This is a genomic window from Streptomyces sp. NBC_00154 (assembly GCF_026342835.1).
GTDB lineage: Bacteria > Actinomycetota > Actinomycetes > Streptomycetales > Streptomycetaceae > Streptomyces.
Genome location: NZ_JAPEMI010000001.1, coordinates 733,194 through 754,484, shown reverse-complemented (window position 1 = coordinate 754,484; position 21,291 = coordinate 733,194). Strand labels below are relative to the sequence as shown.

23 protein-coding genes are annotated in these 21,291 nt (G+C 69.9%); 9 read left to right on the top strand and 14 right to left on the bottom strand.

Features of this window, described 5'->3' with window-relative positions; genetic code table 11:
• Nucleotides 1–82 precede the first annotated feature (82 nt).
• The 6 genes from OHA03_RS03375 to OHA03_RS03350 all read left to right on the top strand — a co-directional run bounded on the left by OHA03_RS03375 (nt 83) and on the right by OHA03_RS03350 (nt 5,671).
• Nucleotides 83–1,051, top strand: a complete 969-nt coding sequence (locus OHA03_RS03375) for a carbohydrate ABC transporter permease (RefSeq protein ID WP_267000560.1) — start codon at nt 83–85, stop codon at nt 1,049–1,051.
• Nucleotides 1,048–1,887, top strand: a complete 840-nt coding sequence (locus tag OHA03_RS03370) for a carbohydrate ABC transporter permease (protein ID WP_267000558.1) — start codon at nt 1,048–1,050, stop codon at nt 1,885–1,887. Before OHA03_RS03375 ends, OHA03_RS03370 begins: the two co-directional genes overlap by 4 nt.
• Nucleotides 1,887–3,194 carry a sugar ABC transporter substrate-binding protein gene (locus OHA03_RS03365; protein WP_267000556.1) on the top strand — a complete coding sequence of 436 codons (1,308 nt, stop codon included), beginning with the start codon at nt 1,887–1,889 and terminating at the stop codon, nt 3,192–3,194. The genes OHA03_RS03370 and OHA03_RS03365 overlap by 1 nt, the downstream gene beginning before the upstream one ends.
• Nucleotides 3,195–3,458: 264 nt before the next feature.
• Nucleotides 3,459–4,661 carry a S8 family peptidase gene (locus tag OHA03_RS03360; protein WP_267000554.1) on the top strand — a complete coding sequence of 401 codons (1,203 nt, stop codon included), beginning with the start codon at nt 3,459–3,461 and terminating at the stop codon, nt 4,659–4,661.
• Nucleotides 4,662–4,749: 88 nt separating this feature from the next.
• The gene (locus OHA03_RS03355; RefSeq protein ID WP_267000552.1) at nt 4,750–5,298 is read left to right on the top strand and encodes a DUF1697 domain-containing protein; all 549 of its coding nucleotides are present in this window, start codon (nt 4,750–4,752) and stop codon (nt 5,296–5,298) included.
• Entirely contained in the window at nt 5,291–5,671 is a 381-nt protein-coding gene (locus OHA03_RS03350) for a nuclear transport factor 2 family protein (protein WP_267000550.1), read from the top strand. The genes OHA03_RS03355 and OHA03_RS03350 overlap by 8 nt, the downstream gene beginning before the upstream one ends.
• Nucleotides 5,672–5,697: 26 nt before the next feature.
• Here the strand turns inward: OHA03_RS03350 and OHA03_RS03345 are convergent, their stop codons facing one another.
• Nucleotides 5,698–6,537: an ABC transporter ATP-binding protein gene (locus OHA03_RS03345; protein WP_267000548.1), complete on the bottom strand. Its 840-nt coding sequence runs from the start codon at nt 6,535–6,537 to the stop codon at nt 5,698–5,700.
• A gap of 14 nt (nt 6,538–6,551) precedes the next feature.
• Nucleotides 6,552–6,836, bottom strand: coding sequence for an aldo/keto reductase (locus OHA03_RS03340; RefSeq protein ID WP_267000546.1), 285 nt, complete (start codon nt 6,834–6,836; stop codon nt 6,552–6,554).
• Nucleotides 6,837–7,127: 291 nt separating this feature from the next.
• On the opposite strand from OHA03_RS03340, the gene OHA03_RS03335 reads away from it, so the two are divergent.
• The 3 genes from OHA03_RS03335 (at nt 7,128) to OHA03_RS03325 (ending at nt 9,486) form a co-directional block, all read left to right on the top strand.
• Complete coding sequence (locus OHA03_RS03335; protein ID WP_267000544.1) at nt 7,128–8,129, top strand: ketopantoate reductase family protein; 1,002 nt, start codon at nt 7,128–7,130, stop codon at nt 8,127–8,129.
• Between the two features lie 71 nt (nt 8,130–8,200).
• Nucleotides 8,201–8,785, top strand: coding sequence for a TIGR03086 family metal-binding protein (locus OHA03_RS03330; protein WP_267000542.1), 585 nt, complete (start codon nt 8,201–8,203; stop codon nt 8,783–8,785).
• A gap of 68 nt (nt 8,786–8,853) precedes the next feature.
• On the top strand, nt 8,854–9,486 hold the full coding sequence (locus tag OHA03_RS03325; RefSeq protein WP_267000540.1) for a DsbA family protein: 633 nt from the start codon (nt 8,854–8,856) through the stop codon (nt 9,484–9,486).
• Between the two features lie 36 nt (nt 9,487–9,522).
• Here OHA03_RS03325 and OHA03_RS03320 read toward each other — a convergent pair whose 3' ends face one another.
• The 12 genes from OHA03_RS03320 to OHA03_RS03265 form a co-directional block, all read right to left on the bottom strand.
• Complete coding sequence (locus tag OHA03_RS03320; protein ID WP_267000538.1) at nt 9,523–10,287, bottom strand: sirohydrochlorin chelatase; 765 nt, start codon at nt 10,285–10,287, stop codon at nt 9,523–9,525.
• Nucleotides 10,288–10,295: 8 nt separating this feature from the next.
• Complete coding sequence (locus OHA03_RS03315) at nt 10,296–11,204, bottom strand: ABC transporter permease (protein ID WP_267000536.1); 909 nt, start codon at nt 11,202–11,204, stop codon at nt 10,296–10,298.
• Nucleotides 11,191–11,982 (bottom strand): ABC transporter ATP-binding protein, encoded by a 792-nt coding sequence (locus OHA03_RS03310; protein ID WP_267000534.1) that lies wholly within the window; start codon nt 11,980–11,982, stop codon nt 11,191–11,193. The genes OHA03_RS03315 and OHA03_RS03310 overlap by 14 nt, the downstream gene beginning before the upstream one ends.
• 38 nt (nt 11,983–12,020) lie before the next feature.
• Nucleotides 12,021–13,136: an ABC transporter substrate-binding protein gene (locus tag OHA03_RS03305; RefSeq protein ID WP_267000532.1), complete on the bottom strand. Its 1,116-nt coding sequence runs from the start codon at nt 13,134–13,136 to the stop codon at nt 12,021–12,023.
• 244 nt (nt 13,137–13,380) lie between these two features.
• Nucleotides 13,381–14,724, bottom strand: coding sequence for a sulfate adenylyltransferase subunit 1 (locus tag OHA03_RS03300; protein ID WP_267000530.1), 1,344 nt, complete (start codon nt 14,722–14,724; stop codon nt 13,381–13,383).
• A 1-nt stretch (nt 14,725) separates the two neighbouring features.
• On the bottom strand, nt 14,726–15,661 hold the full coding sequence (cysD, locus tag OHA03_RS03295; RefSeq protein WP_267000528.1) for a sulfate adenylyltransferase subunit CysD: 936 nt from the start codon (nt 15,659–15,661) through the stop codon (nt 14,726–14,728).
• On the bottom strand, nt 15,658–16,227 hold the full coding sequence (gene cysC / locus OHA03_RS03290; RefSeq protein ID WP_078878713.1) for an adenylyl-sulfate kinase: 570 nt from the start codon (nt 16,225–16,227) through the stop codon (nt 15,658–15,660). The genes cysD and cysC overlap by 4 nt, the downstream gene beginning before the upstream one ends.
• A complete protein-coding gene (locus tag OHA03_RS03285; RefSeq protein WP_267000526.1) occupies nt 16,227–16,928 on the bottom strand; it encodes a phosphoadenylyl-sulfate reductase in 702 nt (233 codons plus the stop codon). The genes cysC and OHA03_RS03285 overlap by 1 nt, the downstream gene beginning before the upstream one ends.
• On the bottom strand, nt 16,925–17,104 hold the full coding sequence (locus OHA03_RS03280) for a hypothetical protein (RefSeq protein WP_267000524.1): 180 nt from the start codon (nt 17,102–17,104) through the stop codon (nt 16,925–16,927). Before OHA03_RS03280 ends, OHA03_RS03285 begins: the two co-directional genes overlap by 4 nt.
• A complete protein-coding gene (locus OHA03_RS03275; RefSeq protein WP_267000522.1) occupies nt 17,101–18,798 on the bottom strand; it encodes a nitrite/sulfite reductase in 1,698 nt (565 codons plus the stop codon). Before OHA03_RS03275 ends, OHA03_RS03280 begins: the two co-directional genes overlap by 4 nt.
• Before the next feature lie 349 nt (nt 18,799–19,147).
• Nucleotides 19,148–19,738: a GNAT family N-acetyltransferase gene (locus OHA03_RS03270; protein WP_267000520.1), complete on the bottom strand. Its 591-nt coding sequence runs from the start codon at nt 19,736–19,738 to the stop codon at nt 19,148–19,150.
• Nucleotides 19,739–19,823: 85 nt separating this feature from the next.
• Nucleotides 19,824–21,104: a helix-turn-helix domain-containing protein gene (locus OHA03_RS03265; RefSeq protein WP_267000518.1), complete on the bottom strand. Its 1,281-nt coding sequence runs from the start codon at nt 21,102–21,104 to the stop codon at nt 19,824–19,826.
• Nucleotides 21,105–21,291: the final 187 nt, after the last annotated feature.

Here is a 21,291-nt window from a genome sequence, read left to right as displayed (position 1 = left end):
GACCCGTCAGCACCATGGCGGGGGCCACCTGAGCGGCCGGAACTGGGTGAAAGCGATCCAATGACGCAAGGGGGTCGAATTCATGACGTTGGCGAATGCAACCGTACAGTCCGGACAGCACGGTCCGCCCGGCAGTCCGCTGTCCCGACGGGGCAGACAGGGCAGACAGGCTCCGCGGATCAACCGGAACGCCGGCACCTGGTTCCTGGTGCTGCCCGCCCTGATCCCGATCCTGATCCTCAGCGTCGGTCCCCTGCTCTACGGCGTCGCCCTGGCGTTCACCGATGCCCAGTCCGGCCGCACCCGGTCCACCCAGTGGGTCGGCGGCCTGAACTTCCAGGACCTGCTTCACGACACCCTGTTCTGGGACTCGTTCCGGATCGGCCTCGTCTGGGCGGTCGGCGTCACCGTCCCGCAGTTCCTGCTCGCGCTGGGCCTCGCCCTCCTGCTCAACCAGAACCTGCGGATGCGCTGGCTGGCGCGGGCCCTCGCGATCATCCCCTGGGCCATGCCCGAAGTCGTCGTCGGCATCATGTGGCGGCTCGTCTACAACCCGGACGCGGGCGTCCTCAACGAGACCATCCGCGATCTCGGGTTCGGTGACGGCCGGGACTGGCTGACCGGACTGGCCACCGCACTGCCCGCCGTGATCGTCGTAGGTGTCTGGGCGGGCATGCCGCAGACCACTGTCGCGCTCCTGGCCGGGCTCCAGAACACCCCGCACGAACTCCACGAAGCGGCCGCCCTGGACGGCGCGGGAGCCTGGCGCCGGTTCCGTACCGTCACCTGGCCGGCTCTGAGACCGGTCGCGCTCGCCATCACCGCCCTCAATTTCATCTGGAACTTCAACTCGTTCGCCCTGGTCTACGTCCTGACCAACGGCGGCCCCGGTGGCCGGACCAGGCTGCCGATGCTCTTCGCCTACGAGGAGGCCTTCCGCTACGGCCAGTTCGGCTACGCCGCGGCGATGGGCTGTGTGATGGTCGCGGTGATCTCCGTCGTCCTCGCCCTCCATCTCGTCGGCCGGCTCAGGGGAGGCGAGGACCAGTGAGCCTCCGTACCAGCAGATCCGCCCGCACCGGACAGTACGTCGCGCTCCTGGGCTACCTCGTCTTCCTGGCGTTCCCGTTCCTCTGGCTGATCTCCACGGCCTTCAAGCCGGCCCGCGAACTGGGTTCCCTGCACCCCACCTGGATCCCCGAGCATCCGACCCTGGACAACTTCCGGCAGGCCTTCGACGAACAGCCGCTGCTCCAGGCCGCAGCCAACTCACTGATCGCCGCACTGTCCGCCGCCCTGATCGCCGTCGTCATCGCGACGCCCATGGCCTATGTGATGGCCCGGCATCGCACCAGGCTCTCGGCGGCCGCAACCGGCTGGGTCGTGGTCAGCCAGGCGTTCCCCTTCGTGCTGCTGATCATTCCGCTCTTCCTGATTCTCAAGAATCTGCATCTGATCAACTCCCTGTGGGGGCTGATCATGGTGTACGTCGTCTGGGCGCTGCCGTTCGCGCTGTGGATGCTGGTCGGCTACGTCCGTGCCGTACCGCCCGAACTCGAAGAGGCCGCCTCGGTCGACGGCGCGAGCCGGCTGCGGACGCTCGTCTCGGTCACCGTCCCGCTGCTGGCCCCAGGAATCGTCGCCACCGCACTCTTCGCGTTCATCACCGCATGGAACGAGTTCTTCTTCGCACTCGTCCTGCTCAAGACACCGGAGAAGCAGACCTTGCCGGTCGTACTCACCCACTTCCTCGGCGCGGAGGGCGCGGCCGAACTCGGGCCGCTCGCCGCCGCCGCTTTCCTCGCCACCCTGCCCTCCCTCGTCCTCTTCGCGGTCATCCAGCGCCGGATCACCGGTGGCATGCTCGCCGGGGCGGTGAAGAGCTGATGCGCCCACTGGTACGGACGGCGGCCGCCGCGGCCACCGCGCTGGCCCTGCTGCTCACCGGCTGCAGCGGTGACGGAGGCGGAACGGACACCAACGGGAAGATCGAACTGCGCTTCCAGTCGCTGGCCTGGCAGAAGGAGTCCGTCGACGCCAACAAGCAGCTGGTCAAGGAGTGGAACGCCACCCACCCCGACATCCACGTCGAGTACGTGCAGGGCAGCTGGGACAGTGTCCACGACCAACTGCTCACCTCCTTCGAGGGCGACGAGGCTCCGGACGTCATCCACGACGCCTCCGACGACCTCGCCGACTTCGCGTACGGCGGCTATCTCGCCGATCTGCGTGCCCTCCTGCCCGACCGGCTGACCGCCGACATCCCGGAGCAGAGCTGGCGGACCACGACCTTCGGCGACGGTGTCTACGGGGTGCCGTTCCTGCAGGAGTCCCGGGTCCTGATCGCCAACACCAAGATCCTCAAGGCCTCCGGCGTCCGTATCCCGACCCCGGCGAACCCGTGGAGCTGGGACGAATTCCGGCAGGTCACCAAGGAGCTGACGGGCAAGGGGAAGGGGAAGGCGACGTACGGCATCGCCTGGCCGCTGAAGGAACCCGTCTCCGTCACCCTCAACCTCGGCCTCTCCAGCGGCGGACAGCTCTTCCACCGCGGCGCCGACGGCAAGGTGACCATCCGCCTCGACGAAGGCGACCAGGTGGTCCCCGGCACCATCCGCGACCAGGTCGACACCGACCACAGCGCTGCCCGCACCGCGCTCGGCATGGGCGGCTCCGACACCCTCCCCGGGCTGTTCGGTGGGCGGTACGCGATGGTCCCGCTTGGGTTCTCGTACCGTCAGCAGGTCGTCGAGCAGGCCCCCGAGGGCTTCGAATGGAAGGTGTTGCCCGCCCCGGCCGGCAGCGACGGGCTCGCCCAGGGCGTGAGCCCGCAGACCCTCTCCGTCGCCGAGTCCAGCCCGCACAAGAAGGCGGCCGCGCAGTTCATCGACTTCCTGCTGCGTCCGCCGAACATGGTGCGCCTGGCAGAGGGCGACTGGATGCTGCCGACCGGCACGGCCGCGCTCGCGGACCCGGCCCTGCACACCACCGAGAACGGCTGGGCGACCGGCGCAGCCCTGGCGAAGGGGTTGCGCTCGGCGCCCGCCCAGTCGGTGCGCGGATACCCCGAGTGGAAGGACAAGGTCGCCACGCCCGCGCTGCAGGAGTACTACAGCGGGGCGATCGGCCGGGACGAGCTGAACAGGCGCCTGGTCGACGACGGGAACCGGGTACTGGCCCGCTACCAGCGCTGAGGCCCGGCGGACCGACCGAGGTCCTTCTCCACTGTGCGTCCCACGCACGTGCAACGCCCCATACGTGTGTGGGGCGTTGGGGCCGGTCGCCCGACTTGACCATCGCTGGCCGATTTCTTATTACGAAACCTTGTTGAGTAAGTCACAGCTGCATGAAGGGGTTGATCTGAGCGTGTCAATCGGCGAGGGTTTCGAGCCAGCCCCCGGAGATCTTCCGCCCGAGGGTCAATCCCCCCACAAACAATGCCGAGGAGACCCCTCTTCATGGCCATGCACAAGCGCACATCCCGGACCAAGCTGACCGCGGCGATCACCGCGGCGGCCGCAGCTGCCGGAGTCACCCTGCTGGGCACGTCCTACGCCGGAGCCGCACCCGCTCCCGCGATGGGGACGGTCTACGGTGCGGACGCGGCGACCGCCGTCTCGGGCAGCTACATCGTGATGCTGGACCAGAAGGCCGACAAGGCGAAGCTCGCCAAGGAGTACGGCGGCAAGCTGAAGCGCACCTACAGCTCCGCCATCAACGGCTTCTCCGCCAGCGGCCTTTCGCAGGCCGAGGCCAAGCAGCTCGCGGCCGACCCGGCCGTCTCCAAGGTCGTCCAGAACAAGAAGTTCCACATCGACGCCACCCAGGACAACCCGCCGTCGTGGGGTCTCGACCGGATCGACCAGACCGGGACCGCCGGCGACCATGCGTACACCTACCCGGACAGCGCGGGCGAAGGCGTCACGGCGTATGTCATCGACACCGGTGTCCGCGTCACGCACAAGGAGTTCGAGGGCCGGGCGAGCTCGGGCTTCGACGCCGTGGACAACGACGACAGCGCGGACGACGGCAACGGCCACGGGACGCACGTGGCCGGCACCATAGCCGGTGCGACGTTCGGCGTCGCCAAGAAGGCGAAGATCGTCGCCGTCCGGGTCCTGGACGACTCCGGCTCGGGCACCACCGAGCAGGTCGTCGCCGGCATCGACTGGGTCACCGCGCACCACGAGGGTCCGTCCGTCGCCAACATGAGCCTCGGCGGCAGTGCCGATCCGGCTCTCGACGCCGCGGTCCAGAAGGCCATCGCCTCCGGAGTCACCTTCGCGGTGGCCGCAGGAAACGAGTCCGCCGACGCGAGCGAGGGCTCCCCGGCCCGCGTCCCGGAGGCCATCACGGTCGCCTCGTCCACGGTGGACGACGAGCAGTCGTCGTTCTCCAACTACGGCCCGGTCGTGGACATCTACGCCCCGGGTTCGGACATCACCTCGTCCTGGAACGACAGCGACGACGCGACGAACACCATCTCCGGTACGTCCATGGCGACTCCGCACGTCGTCGGTGCCGCCGCCGTCTACCTCGCCGGACACCCGGACGCCACCCCGGCGGAGGTCGCCACGGCCCTCACCGACGGCGCCACCCCCGACGCGATCTCCAATGCGACCGAGGGAACGCCGAACAAGCTGCTGAAGATCGTCGAGTAGCGGCCACCACCGAGACGGCGGCCGCCGCGCTCTCCCCCACGGGGCGCGGCGGCCGCACACCCCCGGCGGATCGTCCTATGGTGTGGCCATGACCACCAGGTACGCGGCGCTGTTGCGCGGGATCAATGTGAGCGGCCACAAGAAGGTCCCGATGGCCGAACTCCGCACACTCCTCACGGAGCTGGGCCATGCGGATGTCCGTACGTACCTGCAGAGCGGCAATGCCGTCTTCAGCAGCGCGTCGGGCGACCAGGACGCGCTCACCGCACAGCTGGAGCAGGCCATCGAGGAACGCTTCGGCTTCGCCGTCCCGTGTCTGATCCGGAACGGCCCTTATCTCGGATCGGTCGCCGAGGCCTGCCCGTTCCCGGCCGCCGCCCTCGAGGGCAAGCAGCTGCACGTCACCTACTTCGACCGGCCGGTGGACGCCACACGCTTCGCGGCGATCGACGCCGACGCCTTCCGCCCGGAGGAGTTCCGGCTCGGCGACCGTGCGCTCTACCTCTATGCCCCCGACGGACTGGGCCGTTCCAAGCTTGCCGAGGCGCTCCACCGTCCTTCCCTCACCAAGGGCCTCACCGCCACCACACGTAACTGGAACACCGTCGCCAAACTCGTGGAGATGACGCGTGACTGAGCCGCCGCCCGGCGTGGCCGCCGCCGTCGAGGGCGAACTCAGACTCCTCGACCCGCTGGTGCGCTGCTCCGCCGATCTCCTCGTCCAGGTGTTGCACCCGGAGTTCCGCGAGATCGACACCGCCGGCCGCTTCTGGGACCGCGACGCGACCATCGCCTCGCTGACCGCGGACGAGGCCCCACGGCCCGGACAGCTCACCGCGTCACGGATGCGCGGTGTCCAGCTCGCCGACGAACTCGTCCATCTGACCTTCGACTCCGAGTACAAGGGGCTCAGGGCTCACCGCAGTTCACTGTGGCGGCTGACCGGGCGCGGCTGGCTCCTCTACTTCCACCAGGCCACGTCGTTCAGCGCCGAACCGTCCGACGGCTGACGGCGTCCGACGGCGGTCGACTGCCGTCAGCCGCGCGTGACGCGCTGCGCCCGCGCCGTCCACCGGCCGTCCGTACGGGCGATCCGCACCGGATGTCCGAAGCAGTCACTGACCTGAGCCGTGGTCAGCACCTCGTCGGCCGGACCCGAGGCCACACACCGCCCCGCCCGAAGCAGCATCGCATGCGTGGTGGAGGCGGGCAGTTCCTCGAGATGGTGCGTGACCAGGACAGTCGCCAGCTCGGGGTGTTCCTGGCGCAAGGTGTCCAGGGCGTCCAGCAGCTGCTCGCGGGCAGCGAGATCCAGACCGGTGGCCGGCTCGTCGAGAAGCAGCAGCCGCGGCTGCGGCATCAGAGCGCGGGCGATGAGCGTACGGCCCCGCTCGCCCTGCGAGAGCGACGGCCAGCGCGATCCGGTCCTGCCCTGCATGCCCAGCATCTTCAGCAGCCGGCCGGCCTGTTCCTGTTGCTCGGCGCTCGCGGACCAACGCGGTACCGGCTCGACCGAGTTGGTCAGACCGGTGAGCACCACCTCGCGCACCGACAGCGGGGAACGCAGCGGATGACGCGGGTTGACGTGCCCCAGCAGGGTCCGCAGCTCCCGCAGGTCGACCCGTCCGATCGTGCGTCCCAGGACTTCCACCGATCCGTGGGTGGGGTGGGTGACCGCGCCGAGCAGCCCGAGCAGCGTGCTCTTTCCGGCACCGTTGGCGCCGAGCAGGGCCCAGTGCTCACCGCTGCGCACGGTCATCGAGACCGAGTCGAGCAGGACGTTGCCGTCTCGGACGAGCCGGACCCCGTCGGCCCGGATCACCGGCACCGGGGCCGCGGAGACAGAGGTGGTGAGGGCGGCGGCGGTGGTGGTCATGGGCGGGTACTCCTTCATGCGGGCGCGAGCGCTTCCAGGCGACTCATGTTCTCGGCGGACGGCCGGATCTCCGCAGCCCCGAGGGCCTCCGCCGGATGGTTGGGCGAACCCAGGCCCGGCGTCGGGCACAGTGCGGGGGAGCGGTGCAGCAGCCAGGCGAGGGCGATCTGCCCGCGGGTGGCACCGTGCCGTTCGGCGATCCCGGCGGGCGCCTCGGCGACGTCAAAGGTCGGGGCGCCGTCGGCCGGCGGGAACCAGGGCGGAGAAGCGAGGCCATGGATCTGGCAGAGCTTCAGCACCGGGTCCGACGCACGGTCGAGGAGAAGCGGTTCTGCACCGAGGCGATCCCGGTCGGGGAGAGAACCTGCTCCAGCTGGTCGGCGGTGAGGGCGTGTCCGGACCGATGAACCGGATCCTACCTTCCTGCCTCAGCGCATCCCGAGCGCCCAGCTGGTCGGCCATGGGCACATCCGGGTCGGCCGGTGCAGCCGGTGGAGATCGACCCCGGTGGGCGGCCCTCGACACGTCCGCCTCCCCGCATAGGATTTGACCGCCATATGTGACACGCGGCCGCACCGAACGGAGCCGGGATGCGCTACATCATCGTGGGAGCGGGCGCCGTCGGCGGCGCCATAGGGGGACGGCTGGCCGAGGCCGGCCACGACGTCGTCCTGGTGGCGCGCGGCGCGCAGTACGAGGCGCTGCGCACGGGCGGACTCCGGCTCACCACGCCGGACGGCCCTCGTACCCACTCCCTCCCCGTCGTCGACCGGCCCGACGCACTGGACCTGATCGCGGACGACGTACTCGTACTCGCCGTGAAGACACAGGACAGCACCGCCGCACTCGACACCTGGAGCATCAGGCCGGTGGCGGGCGGCGGTACCGCGGGCGAGCGGCTGCCGCTGATCTGCGCGCAGAACGGCGTGGAGAGCGAACGTCTCGCGCTGCGCCGCTTCCGGCATGTGTACGGCATGTGCGTCTGGCTGCCCGCCACCTTCGTCGAACCCGGCCAGGTGTCCGCGGCCGGAACGCCGCTGACCGGCATCCTGCACCTGGGGCGCTACCCCACCGGGACCGACGAGACGGCCCGGCTGATCGCCGCCGACCTGGAGAAGTCGAAGCTGCTCGCCCCGGTCGTGCCGGACGTGATGCGCTGGAAGTACGGCAAGCTGCTGTCCAACCTCGCCAACGCGATCGAGGCCGTCACCGGCCTGCTCACCGGAGAGGATGCCGTCGCCCTGTTCAAGCGGGCGCTCGCCGAGGGCCGGGCCGTGCTGGCGGCCGCCGGTATCGACGCGGTCGGCCAGGAGGAACAGACGAAGGCGCGCGGCGACCGGATCCGCTTCGAGCCGTGCGACGGCTCCCCGCGCGGCGCCGGTTCGTCCTGGCAGAGCCTCAGTCGGGGTACGGGCACCATCGAGGCCGACTATCTCAACGGTGAGATCGTGCTGCTCGGCCGGGAGCACGGGGTGCCCACACCGGTCAATGACGTACTCCAGCGCACCGCGAATGCCTTCGCGCGGGGGCGCCGGGAGCCCGGATCGATGTCGGTGGCCGAACTCACCGCACTGATCGACGCGGCCTCCTGACCGGGCCGGAAACCCGGCCGCTGTCGCTTTTCTTCAATACCCGCGCCAGCGGCCGCTCTAGCGTGCTGTGCATGAAGAACGAGCACGCTCACCTGACCGAATGTGCCGCCGAGGCGGCCCGTATCGCCCGCGCCGTCCGCGCCGAACAGTTGGACGCCTCCGCCACGCCCTGCGGCGACTGGGACGTGCGCGGGCTGATCAACCACTGGGTGCTCTACACCTCGTACGGCCTGGAGCACCGCGCCCTGCGCAAGGATCTTCCCGACGAGCTCACCACCCGTGACTTCACCGCGGACGCCGACTGGGCGGAGAAGTACGCGGCGCAACTGGACCGCGCCGTCGCCGCCTGGTCGGACCCGGCGGTCTGGGAGGGGGAGATCGACCTCGGAGGTTCGACGTCCCCGGCGTCCGAGATCGCCGCCATGCTCATCGAGGAGACGGCCCTGCACAGCTGGGACGTGGCTCGGGCAACCGGGCAGGAGTTCCGGCTCTCCGACGCGGCGGCAGCCTTCGTCCTCGATGTCGTCGACGGCTCCGCGGCGCTCTACCGGCAGTACGACGGCTTCGCCGACGAGGTCCCGGTGTCCGATTCGGCGCCGGTGTTCGAACGGGCGCTGGCCCACAGCGGACGCGATCCGCACTGGACCGCCACCTGAAAGTGGCCCAGTCGCACGAACGGTGAATGGCCCGCGGTTGTACGCCAATGTCTGGATAGGCTCGACGCATGACCACTCACCGCACCCCGGCCACGGGCAGGACCGCCGTCGACTTCTACTTCGACCCGGCCTGCCCGTTCGCCTGGATCACCTCCCGCTGGATGCTGGAGGTGGAGCAGCAGCGCGACATCGAACTCCGTTTCCACGTCATGAGTCTCTTCCTGCACAACGTCGGCAATGAACTCCCCGACTGGTACCGGGAACTGGTCGACAGGTCGATCGGCCCGGTACGGGTCGCGGTCGCCGCTGCCGCGGACCACGGCGACGGTGTGCTCCGCGAGCTCTACACCGCCCTGGGAACCCGTATCCACGTACAGAAGAACGAGGACTTCGACGAGGTGGTCGCCCAGGCGCTCGCCGAAGTGGGCCTGCCCGACGGGCTTGCCGGCGCCGCGCACTCCACGGCGTACGACGAGGCGCTGCGCCGCAGCCATGACGCGGGCAAGGACCCGGAGGCCGACGCTTATGTCGGCACCCCCACCATCCATGTCGACGGCGGCGTCTGGTTCGGCCCGGTTCTCAACTCCGTCCCGCGCGGCGAGGAGGCGGCCAGGCTGTTCGACAGCCTCCGGGTGATGGCCGGCTACCCGGACTTCTTCGAGCTCAAGCGCACCCGCACGGGCAGTCTCGACTTCAGCTGACAGTCGCCCGCTCTCCCGAGCGCTCGGTGTTCCCGGTCAGGCGGTGAGCGCCGCCACGCGGGGCACACACGCCTCGTCGTAGCGCCGCAGCAGCAGCCGTGCCAACTCCGGCGAAGGGCCGAGTACGTCGGCCAGTACGTCCGCCCCCGCCCCCCGGGCACCCGCAGCGATACGGTCCGGGAGGCGGCCGGGCGCGATGACGTACGGCGCCACCACCACCCGGCGCACGCCCTCGGCCCGCAGGGCCCGTACCGCGTCCTCGGTGCGGGGGAACCCCGCGGGAGATGCAGCGGAGGCGAACGCAGGCCGCACGGAACACCAACCGGTGTGCCGCAGCTCCCGCGCGATTTCAGCGATCACTGCGATCGCCTCCGGGTCTGTGGAGCCCGCCGAGGCCAGGACGAGCCCGGTCGAGCTTCTGTCGCCGGGACGGACCCCGGCTTCGTACAGGCGCTGTTCCAGCGCGGAGTTCAGCAGCGGTGACGGGCCGAGTACTTCGGCCTGTCGGATGTGCAGTTGCGGCAGTCCGGTCCGGGCCTTGTGCAGCACCGCGGGGATGTCGGACTTGGCGTGGAAGGCCCGGGTGAGGAGCAGGGGGAGCGCGACGACGTCCCTCGCTCCGTCCGTGGCCAGCCGCTGAAGGACCTGCGGCACCGATGGGGCGTTGAAGTCGAGGAAGCCGGTCTCCACCCGCAGCCCCGGCCGCAGCGACCGGACCCGCGCGGTGAGCGCGTGCACGGTCGCCGCGTGCCGCGGATCACGGCTGCCGTGGGCGATGACAAGGAGAACGGGGGAAGTCATGACAGTACTCAGTTCTTGACGAGGAGGCCGCGGCTGCGCAGCACCCACCGCTCCAGCGGACTGAAGATCAGCAGGTCGATGGCGATGCCGACGATCAGGATCAGGAAGATGGCGAGGAACACCATCGACATGCTGCTGGTCTCCCGGCCCTGCTCCAGCAACTGCCCCAGGCCCACGCCCAGATCGGGCGACGAGGCGATGATCTCGGCGGCCATCAGCGAGCGCCAGGAGAACGCCCAGCCCTGCTTCAGCCCCGCCAGATAGCCCGGCAGCGAGGCGGGCAGCACGATGTGCCAGGTACCGCGCAGCCCGGTGGCGCCCAGCGTCTGCCCCGCCCGCAGATGAAGCGGCGGGATCTGGTCGACACCGGCGACGAGACCGTTGGCGATCGACGGGACGGCGCCCAGCAGGATCACCGCGTACATCATCCTGTCGTCGAGCCCCAGCCAGAGGACCGCGGGCGGCACCCAGGCCACCGACGGCAGTGACTGGAGACCCGAGAGTACCGGTCCGATCGCCGCGCGCACCACCTTCACGCGCGCCACCAGCAGCCCGAGCGGGGTGCCGATGACGAGCGCCAGCAGGAAGCCGAACAGGCCGCGCGAGACGCTCGTCCAGATGTAGCCGAGCAGGGTGCCCTGCGCCCAGGCGTTGCTCACCTCGTCCCAGACCTGGGACGGCGACGGCAGCTTGTAGTCGTCGGTGACCTTCGCCCAGATCAGGATCTGCCAGACGACCAGGACGAGTGCGATGGCCACGACCGGCGGCAGGACCTTCTGCACCAGCACCTGGCGCACCGGGGTGCGGCTCACCCGCACCGCGTCGAGTGCGTCAAGACCCGCCTCGAGGCCGGCCAGGTCCTGGGCGGCGTCCTTGACGGCGGCGTCCTCGGTAGTGGTGGTCTCAGTGCTGGCCATGTCGGCGGATCTCCCCACGCAGTTGTTCCGTGATCTCGACGGACAGCTCCGCCACCGCGGTGTCCTCGATGCGGCGCGGCTGGTCGATGTCGACCGTCCACTCGCGGGCGATCCGGCCAGGCCGCGACGACAGCAGGACGACCCGCTCGGCGAGCCGGACCGCCTCCCGCACGTTGTGCGTGACGAAGAGGACCGAGACGTTCGTCTCGCGCCAGATCCGGGTCAGCTCGTCGTGCAGCACATCCCGGGTGATGGCGTCGAGCGCGGCGAACGGCTCGTCCATCAGCAGCAGTTGACTGTCCTGGGCGAGCGCGCGGGCCATCGCCACCCGCTGGCGCATGCCGCCCGAGAGTTCGTGCACCCGCTTCCCGTAGGCCCCGCCGAGCCGTACGAGTTCGAGCAGCCGCTCCGCCTCGGTACGGCGGTCGGACTTGGGTACGCCACGCAGCCGCAACGCGAGTTCGATGTTCTTGCCCGCGGTCAGCCACGGGAAGAGGGCGTGCTCCTGGAACATCAGGGCCGGCCGCCCGCCGGGGGTCTCGATGGACCCCGCGGTCGGGCGGTCGAGTCCGGCCACCAGGTTGAGCAGCGTCGATTTACCGCACCCGGAAGCTCCCAGGAGGGTGACGAACTCGCCGGGCGCGACATCGAGCGTGATGTCGTCCAGGACGAGCTGCGTCCCCTCCGGTCCGCCGAAGGACTTCGAGACGTGCGCGATACGGGCGGCGTGCCCGGCCGATACACGGTCCTCGGCCTTGGTGAGAGTGGTCGTCGCCATGGTCGTCACCTCCTGGGAGATCCTGGATCGGTCGGGGGTTACTTGACGCCGAGACCGGCGTCGGCGACCTCGGGCTTGCCCGCGGCCTTGAGGATCTTGTTCAGCGGCTTCAGGTCGTAGATGCCGCTCAGGTCCGTCTGCTCCAGCAGACCGGCCTTCACCGCGTGCTTGGCCTCCGTGTCGAGGGTGGCGGCCAGCGGGTCATCGGTGAACTGGACGGACTTCCACGCCGGGTCGATGACCTCGGGCGGCAGCGCCTTGCCGGACAGCTCCTTGAGCGCCGCGTTGGCGGAGGCCTTCGCCTTGTCCGGGTTGGCGTTGATCCACGCGTTGGTGTTGACCGAACCGCGCAGCACCGCCTCGACGACGTCCGGGTGCTCGCTGAGGAACTTCTGCGACACGATGATGTTCGTGATCACGAACTTCTTGTCCGGCCAGAGCGTCGACTCGTCGAGGAGCACCTTGGCGCCCTGCGCGACCAGCTTGGACGCGGTCGGCTCCGGGACCCAGGCACCGTCGATGGAACCGGCCTTGTAGGCGTCCGGGGTCACCTTGTTGTCCGTACGGACCACGGAGACGTCGCCCTTGCCGCTCTGGGCGTCGACCTTCCAGCCCTTCTCGGAGATCCAGTTGAGGAACGCCACGTCCTGGGTGTTGCCGAGCTGCGGGGTGGCGATCTTCTTGCCCTTGAGGTCGTCCAGGGTCTTGATCTTCTTGGGGTTGACGACCAGCTTCACACCGCCGGACGCCGAACCGCCGATGATCCGCAGGCTCTTGCCCTTGGACTTGGCGAAGCCGTTGATGGCGGGGGAGGGGCCGATGAAGCCGATGTCGATCGACCCCGCGTTGAGCGCCTCGATCTCGGACGGCCCGGCGTTGAACGTCGACGGCTTGACCGTCGTGCCGCCGAGCTCCTTGGCGATCAGGCCTTCCTGGATGCCGACCAGGGCGGTGGCGTGCGTGAGGTTCGGGAAGTAGCCGATCTTCACGGTGTCCGCGGAGAGCTTCTTGCCGCCGGAGGAGACGTTCGCCTTCTTGGCGTCGTCGTCCTTCGCCTCGGAGCCGTAACCGCAGGCGGTGAGCGCCACGGCGAGCAGCGGCAGAGCGGCGGCAGCGGCGAGGCTGCGGCGCAGGGTGATACGGGTGGCAGGCACGGGAGGCTTTCCTCTCGTTGGCCCGGTACTCGCGTCCCTCGTCGGTTACGGGGACGCGGCCGGGAAGTCGGCATGTCTTCGTCTGAACTGGCGGTACAGGCGGTGCGGTTGGTGCAAGCGGGCGCGCAGGCAGTGCGCGTACGTCATCACGCACATCGCGCAACCCCGCCCTGGCCGCTGCCGAGGGTGCCGCTGCCGACGCGGCCCCCCTCCTTCGCGAACGTCGCGAAGACGTCGATACTCATCAGAAGTCCCATTCGGGGTCGTCGGTGGCGGCTTCCTCGCCCGTGGCCGCGGCGGCGAACGCCTGGCCCGCCATGCCGGCCGTGAGCGTGGTGCCGTCCGCCGGGTCGATCAGCAGGAACGAACCGGTGCGGCGCGAGTCCGCGTAGGCGTCGAGCGCGAGCGGTTCGGCGGTACGGACGACTACCCGGCCGATGTCGTTGGCGACGAGCCGGCCGGGCGCCGGGTGCTGCGAGAGGTCGTCCAGCGTCAGCCGGGACGGGATGTCCTTGACGATCGCCTTGACCGTGCGGGTGGTGTGCTTGAGCAGCACCCGCTGGCCGACGGCGAGCGGCTGGTCGGCGACGTGGCAGACGGTCGCCTCGACGTCCTGAGTGACTGCCGGTGCGTCGTCGGCCGGTGCGATCAGGTCACCGCGCGAGACGTCGATGTCGTCGGCCAGCCGGATGGTCACCGACTGGGGCGCCCAGGCGATGTCCACGCTCTCGCCGAGCGCGTCGATCCCGGCGATCGTCGACGTACGGCCGGACGGAAGGACGGTGACGGCCTCGCCCACGCGGAACGCACCGGCGGCGATCTGGCCCGCGTAGCCCCGGTAGTCGGGGTGCTCGGCGGTCTGCGGCCGGATCACGTACTGGACGGGGAAGCGTGCGTGGCAGGCGGTGAGGTCGTGGCTGACCGGCACCGTCTCCAGGTGCTCCAGCACCGTCGGACCGCCGTACCAGTCCATGTGCGCGGACGGCTCCACGACGTTGTCACCGGCCAGCGCGGAGATCGGGATCGCGGTGATCTCCGGGACGCCGAGCGAGGCCGCGTACGCGGTGAACTCCTCCGCGATGGCGGCGAATACGGGCTCCGCGTAGTCGACCAGGTCCATCTTGTTGACGGCGAGGACCACGTGCGGCACCCGCAGCAGCGCGGCGACGGCGGCGTGCCGGCGGGTCTGCTCGACGACACCGTTGCGGGCGTCGACCAGGACGACGGCGAGCTCGGCGGTCGAGGCACCCGTCACCATGTTCCGGGTGTACTGCACATGCCCCGGGGTGTCGGCCAGGATGAACCGGCGGCGCGGCGTGGCGAAGTAGCGGTAGGCGACATCGATGGTGATGCCCTGCTCGCGCTCGGCCCGCAGCCCGTCGGTCAGCAGCGCCAGGTCCGGCGCCTCCTGGCCCCGGTTGCGCGAGGCGTGCTCGACGGCCTCCAGTTGGTCGGTGAGGACCGACTTGGAGTCGTGCAGCAGGCGTCCGACGAGGGTGGACTTGCCGTCGTCGACGGACCCCGCGGTGGCGAACCGCAGCAGGGTCGTGGTCGACAACTGCTCTGCGTGCTGGGTGAATGTGGTCATCCTAGAAGTACCCCTCGCGCTTGCGGTCTTCCATCGCGGCCTCGGACATCTTGTCGTCGGCGCGTGTCGCGCCCCGCTCGGTGAGCCGGGAGGCGGCGATCTCGGTGATCACCGCGGCGAGCGTCGTGGCGTCGGAGTCGACGGCGCCGGTGCAGGACATGTCGCCGACGGTGCGGTAGCGCACCTGCCGGGTCTCGACCCGCTCGCCCTCCTTGGGGCCGCCCCAGTCACCGGCGGTCAGCCACATCCCGGACCGGTTGAAGACCTCCCGCTCATGGGCGAAGTAGATCTCCGGGAGCTCGATGCCCTCGCGCTCGATGTACTGCCAGACGTCGAGCTCGGTCCAGTTGGAGATCGGGAAGACCCGGACGTGCTCGCCGGGGGCGTGCCGGCCGTTGTACAGCTGCCACAGCTCGGGGCGCTGGCGGCGCGGGTCCCACTGGGAGAACTCGTCGCGCAGCGAGAAGACCCGCTCCTTGGCGCGTGCCTTCTCCTCGTCGCGGCGGCCGCCGCCGAACACGGCGTCGAAGCGGTGCTGCTGGATGGCCTCGGTCAGCGGCACGGTCTGCAGCGGGTTGCGCGTACCGTCGGGGCGCTCGCGGAGCTTCCCGGCGTCGATGTACTCCTGCACGGAGGCCACATGCAGCCGCAGCCCGTGCTCGGCGACCGTGCGGTCGCGGTACTCCAGGACCTCGGGGAAGTTGTGTCCCGTGTCCACATGCAGCAGTGCGAACGGCACCGGCGCGGGCGCGAACGCCTTGAGCGCCAGATGCAGCATCAGGATGGAGTCCTTGCCGCCGGAGAACAGGATCACCGGCCGTTCGAACTCCCCCGCCACCTCACGGAAGATGTGCACCGCCTCGGACTCCAGGGAGTCCAGGTGGCTGAGTGCGTACGGATTGTCGGTGCCTTCCGACACAGTCGCGACGGTCGTCACGCTGCACCCCTCTCGCTCAGCAGCGCATACAGCTCCGCCGCGGACTCCTGCACGGTCTGCTGGTGCGACTCGATCCGCAGGTCCGGCGACTCGGGCGCCTCGTACGGGTCGTCGACCCCGGTGAGCCCGCTGATCTCGCCCGCCGCCTGCTTGGCGTAGAGGCCCTTCACATCGCGTACGGAGCACACCTCCACCGGAGTCGCGACATGCACCTCCAGATACGCGGTGCCCTCCGCCTGATGGCGCTTGCGTACGGCGTCACGGCTGTCCGCGTACGGGGCGATGACCGGAACCAGCACCTTCACGCCGTTGGCGGCCAGGAGTTCGGCGACGAAGCCGATCCGCTGGACGTTGGTGTGCCGGTCCTCGCGGGAGAAGCCGAGCCCCGCGGAGAGGAACTCCCGGATCTCGTCGCCGTCGAGCACCTCCACCCGGTGGCCCTCGCCGCGCAGCCGGCCGGCCAGTTCGTACGCGATGGTGGTCTTGCCCGCGCTCGGCAGACCGGTGAGCCAGATGGTGGCTCCCGTCTCCGTCACGCTCATCGAAGTCTCCTGATCAGTCGTCATCAGTCGTGCAGCCCGCACTCGGTCTTGCCCCGTCCGGCCCAGCGGCCGGCGCGCGCGTCCTCGCCCTCCAGCACCCGGCGGGTGCAGGGCGCGCAGCCCACGGAGGCGTACCCGTCCATCAGCAGCGGGTTGGTGAGGACTCCGTGCTCCGCGACATACGCGTCCACGTCGTCCTGCGTCCAGCGCGCGATCGGCGAGATCTTGACCTTCTGCCGCTTCTCGTCCCAGCCGACCACCGGGGTGTTCGCCCGGGTCGGGGACTCGTCGCGACGCAGCCCGGTCGCCCAGGCCGCGTACGAAGTCAGACCCTCCTCAAGGGGCTTGACCTTCCGCAGCTTGCAGCACAGGTCGGGGTCGCGGTCATGCAGCTTCGGCCCGTACTCGGCGTCCTGCTCGGCGACGCTCTGACGCGGGGTCAGCGTGATGACATTGACGTCCATCACGGCATCCACCGCGTCGCGGGTCCCGATCGTCTCCTCGAAGTGGTACCCGGTGTCGAGGAAGACCACGTCGACGCCGGGGAAGGCGCGGGAGGCGAGGTGCGCCACGACCGCGTCCTCCATCGAGGAGGTGACGCAGAACCGTTTGCCGAAGGTGTCGGCGGCCCACTTCAGGATCTCCAGCGGGGAGGCGTCCTCCAGCTCCCGGCCCGCGCGCTCGGCCAGGGTCTTGAGGTCATCGGTCTGCAGAGTGTCCGTCATGTCCCGTCCCCTTCAACGTCGTTGCGCTGCAGTCCCCGGGTCAGCAGACCCAGGAACTTGAGCTGGAACGCGCGGTTGCAGGATGCACATTCCCAGGCCCCGTGCCCGGTCTCGTGCGGGCGCAGGTCCTCGTCCCCGCAGTACGGGCAGTAGAACGGTGCGGCGCGGCCGCTCATGACAGCGACTCCGCACTGGCCCGCGCCGCCCACGTCGCGAACCGCTCGCCGTCCTCGCGCTCCTTCTGGAACCGGCCGAGCACCCGCTCGACATAGTCCGGCAGCTCGGCCGAAGTGACCTTCAGGCCACGGACCTTGCGACCGAACCCGGCCTCCAGACCCAGCGCGCCGCCCAGGTGCACCTGGAAGCCCTCCACCTGGTTGCCGTCGGCGTCCAGGACGAGCTGGCCCTTGAGGCCGATGTCCGCGGTCTGGATGCGGGCGCAGGCGTTGGGGCATCCGTTGACATTGATGGTCAGCGGCTCGTCGAAGTCCGGCAGGCGGCGCTCCAGTTCGTCGATCAGCGAGGCGCCGCGCGCCTTCGTCTCGACGATCGCCAGCTTGCAGAACTCGATGCCGGTGCAGGCCATCGTGCCGCGCCGGAACGGCGAGGGCTTCACCTGGAAGTCGAGCGCCTCGAGACCGGCAACCAGGGAGTCCACCTGGTCCCGCTCCACGTCGAGGATGAGCATCTTCTGCTCGACGGTGGTACGCAGCCGGTCCGAGCCGTGCGCGGCCGCCAGGTCGGCGATCTTGGCCAGCGTGGTGCCGTCCACGCGGCCGACCCGGGGCGCGAACCCGACGTAGAAACGGCCGTCCTGCTGCTCGTGGACACCCACGTGGTCGCGCCAGCGGTTGCTCGGCTGCTCGGGGGCAGGGCCGTCGAGCAGCGGGCGCTTGAGGTACTCGTCCTCCAGCACCTGGCGGAACTTCACGGGGCCCCAGTCGGCCATCAGGAACTTCAGCCGCGCGCGGGTGCGCAGCCGGCGGTAGCCGTAGTCGCGGAAGATACCGACGACTCCGGCCCAGACGTCCGGCACCTCGTCGAGCGGCACCCATGCGCCCAGCCGCTCGGCGAGCCGCGGGTTGGTGGAGAGCCCGCCACCGACCCAGACGTCGAAGCCCGGACCGTGCTCGGGGTGGACCACGCCGACGAACGCGATGTCGTTGATCTCGTGGACCACGTCCTGCACCGGCGAACCGGAGATCGCGGTCTTGAACTTGCGCGGCAGGTTGGAGAATTCCTTGCTGCCGATGTAGCGGTCGTGGATCTCGTCGACGGCGGGCGTGCCGTCGACGATCTCGTCGGCGGCGATGCCCGCCACCGGGGAGCCGATGATCACGCGGGGGCAGTCGCCGCACGCCTCGGTGGTGGAGAGCCCGACGGCCTCCAGCTTCTCCCAGATCGCCGGGACGTCCTCGATGCGGATCCAGTGCAGCTGGATGTTCTGCCGGTCGGTGATGTCCGCAGTGCCGCGCGCGTACTCCTGCGAGATCTCGCCGATGACCCGCAGTTGCGCGGTGGTCAGCCGGCCGCCGTCGATCCGTACCCGCAGCATGAAGTACTTGTCGTCCAGTTCCTCCGGCTCCAGGATCGCGGTCTTGCCGCCGTCGATCCCGGGCTTGCGCTGGGTGTACAGACCCCACCAACGCATGCGCCCACGCAGGTCGTTCGGGTCGATCGAGTCGAAACCCCGCTTGGAGTAGATCGTCTCAATGCGTGTCCGCACATTGAGACCGTCGTCGTCCTTCTTGAACTGCTCATTGCCGTTGAGCGGAGTGTGGTGCCCCACGGCCCACTGGCCTTCGCCGCGGTGGCGTCCGGCCTTGCGGCGGGGCGTGGTGGTCGCAGGCTGTTCCGGGGTAGCGGCCATGACAGTACGTCCTTCGGGACTGCAGGAGGGCGGCTCTGATCTGCACACTCGCGCTGAGGCGCGGCGGTGCGCAGGTGTGGCAGAGAAAGGGGGATCGCGGCGGTGCTGGGACTCTCAGCCCGCCGGACAGATGGCGCTGGACATGCGGCCGAAGTCGACGTGGCGTCGACTCACCAAGGCAATTCCAGTTCCAGACATGACGGAAGCGTGTCACGCGCCTCTCGGGACAGTCCACCGCAATCCATGATGTGGACGAGACTGTCCCGAAAAGTGAGACGGTGTGGCGGCCGTCACCTCACTGCCTGTGTCAGGGCGCCCGTAATGGGGGTATTGGTCGAAACGTGCCGCTCTATCGGGCGGCGCCGGGCCACGGTCCCGGCGTCGACACGTCCGCCTCCAGCTCGACCTTGGTGTCGAAGAGCCTGAACCCGCGGCGCAGATAGTTGTCCATGGCGTGCGGGCCGTCCTTGGAGCAGGTGTGCAGCCATACCCGCTTCGTCGGCGGCCGCTCCGGCCAGCGCTCCGCCAGGTCCCAGGCTCGCGCTGCCCCGTACGCGAGAAGATGACCGCCGATCCGGCGCCCCCGGAAGGCCGGGATCAGGCCGAAGTACATGATCTCGACCACGCCGTCGTCCTGCGGGTCCAGCTCGATGTAGCCGGCCGGGGTCCCGTTCTCGTACGCCACCCAGGTCTCCGCCCCGGGCCGGTCCAGGGCCTCCTGCCACTCGGCGTACGTCATCGAGAGCCGGTCGGTCCACTGGATGTCGCCGCCGACCGCCGTGTACAGGAAGCGGCTGAACTCCGGCAGCGGCACCGCCGACCGTACGATCCGGACGTCGCCCTCGGGGGCCGCGGCGGGCCGCAGATCGTCGGGGGAGGTCTGTTCCAGGGACCAGACGGTCACCTCGGCGGCGGCCGGGGCGGGCTCAGGGTTGCTCATGCCTGCCAGGGAATCATGCTGTACAGCTCTGGCCAAAGCCTGTCCCGCTGCCTGGACTGCGACTCCGGTCACGGCCCGGCTCCCGTCACGCCGACGTACGGGCCCTGACCACCACCGGCGCCGTCGAGCGCGGCAGCAGATCGCCCGGGTGTTCCGGATGGATCACCTCCACCGCGACCCCCTCACCGAAGCGGTACGGCCGGTGCGCCAGCACCTCGGCCAGATGGCGCCGCAGCCGTGAGATCTCCGCCCGCACCGTCACGGTCCGGGTCGCATCGCCGAAGATGTCCTCCGCCAGCTCCGACGCCGTACGCCCCTCGGGGTGCAGCGCCAGCGCGTACAGCAGCTCGGCATGGCGCGGCGAGAGCCGCTGGGTCGACGAGCCGACCGGGCCCGTCACCGTGACCGTGAGGCCGGGCGGCCGGCTCAGATCGAGGACCACCCGGCGCGGCGGCGCATCCGACGGCTCGTCCGTCACCTGCACCAGCCAGCCGCCGGGCAGCGGCTCCACCCGGCACATACCGAGCGACGGCAGCCACGCCCGGCCGGCCTGCAGTGACTTCGGCAGCGGTAGCCGGTCGACCGGCGGCATGCCGGTGACGGCGGCCAGCCAGCCGTGCGGGTCCACCGCCAGCGCCCGGCCGCCCAGCCGGGCGAGGAGCGGGGCTGCCACCGAACGCAGCCGGTCGACCGCGACCAGATGCCGGGTCCGGATCTCGTTCTCGGCGAGCCGGGCCACCGAACCGACCAGCGCCAGCGTCATCGGATGGAATGTGGTCGCGGGGCCGCTGATGTCGACGATGCCGATCAGCCGGCCGTCGCGCGGATCACGGACCGGGGTCGCCGCACACGTCCAGGAGTGCAGACTGCGGACGAAATGCTCCGACGAGTGGACCTGGACCGGGGCGCGCGAGGCGAGCGCCGTACCGATCGCGTTCGTGCCGGTGATCGTCTCGGCCCAGGACGCACCCTCCTCCAGACAGATGCCGTCGGCCCGGCGGAGCACCCCCGAGTTGCCCTGCCGCCAGAGCACCCGGCCCTCGGTATCGGTGACGACCATGATCTGTTGCGCGGTGTCGGCGATGGAGACCAGACCGTCGCTGAGCAGCGGCATCACCTCACCCAGCGCGGAACTGCGGCGCCGGTGCTCGATCTCGTCCGTCTCCAGCAGCACACTCTGGGTGGACTGCTCGGGGTCGATGCCGCTGCGCAGCACCCGGTCCCAGGAGGCGCCGATCTCGGCCCGTGGTGCGACGGGCGGGCGGTCGCCTGCGAGCCTTGCCTCCCGGGCCTTGTGGAGCAAGCGCGTGGCCCGGTCCGAACCCAGGGCGGCCAGCCGTGTCACCTCGACCGGACCTGTCTCCACCGTCGATCCCCCCAGCTGCCGGAGCCGAGTCCACGGCCCGGCTTCCATCCTGTCGTTGTGGGGTTCCCGATACTGCGCACTCCACACACTCGTTGCAACCCTTTGCAACTCTGGCGGTCGCGTGTCGATACGTACGAGAGTGGCGTAATACCGCGCGGCGGAGCCTGTGCCCCGCTGTTCGGTGTGC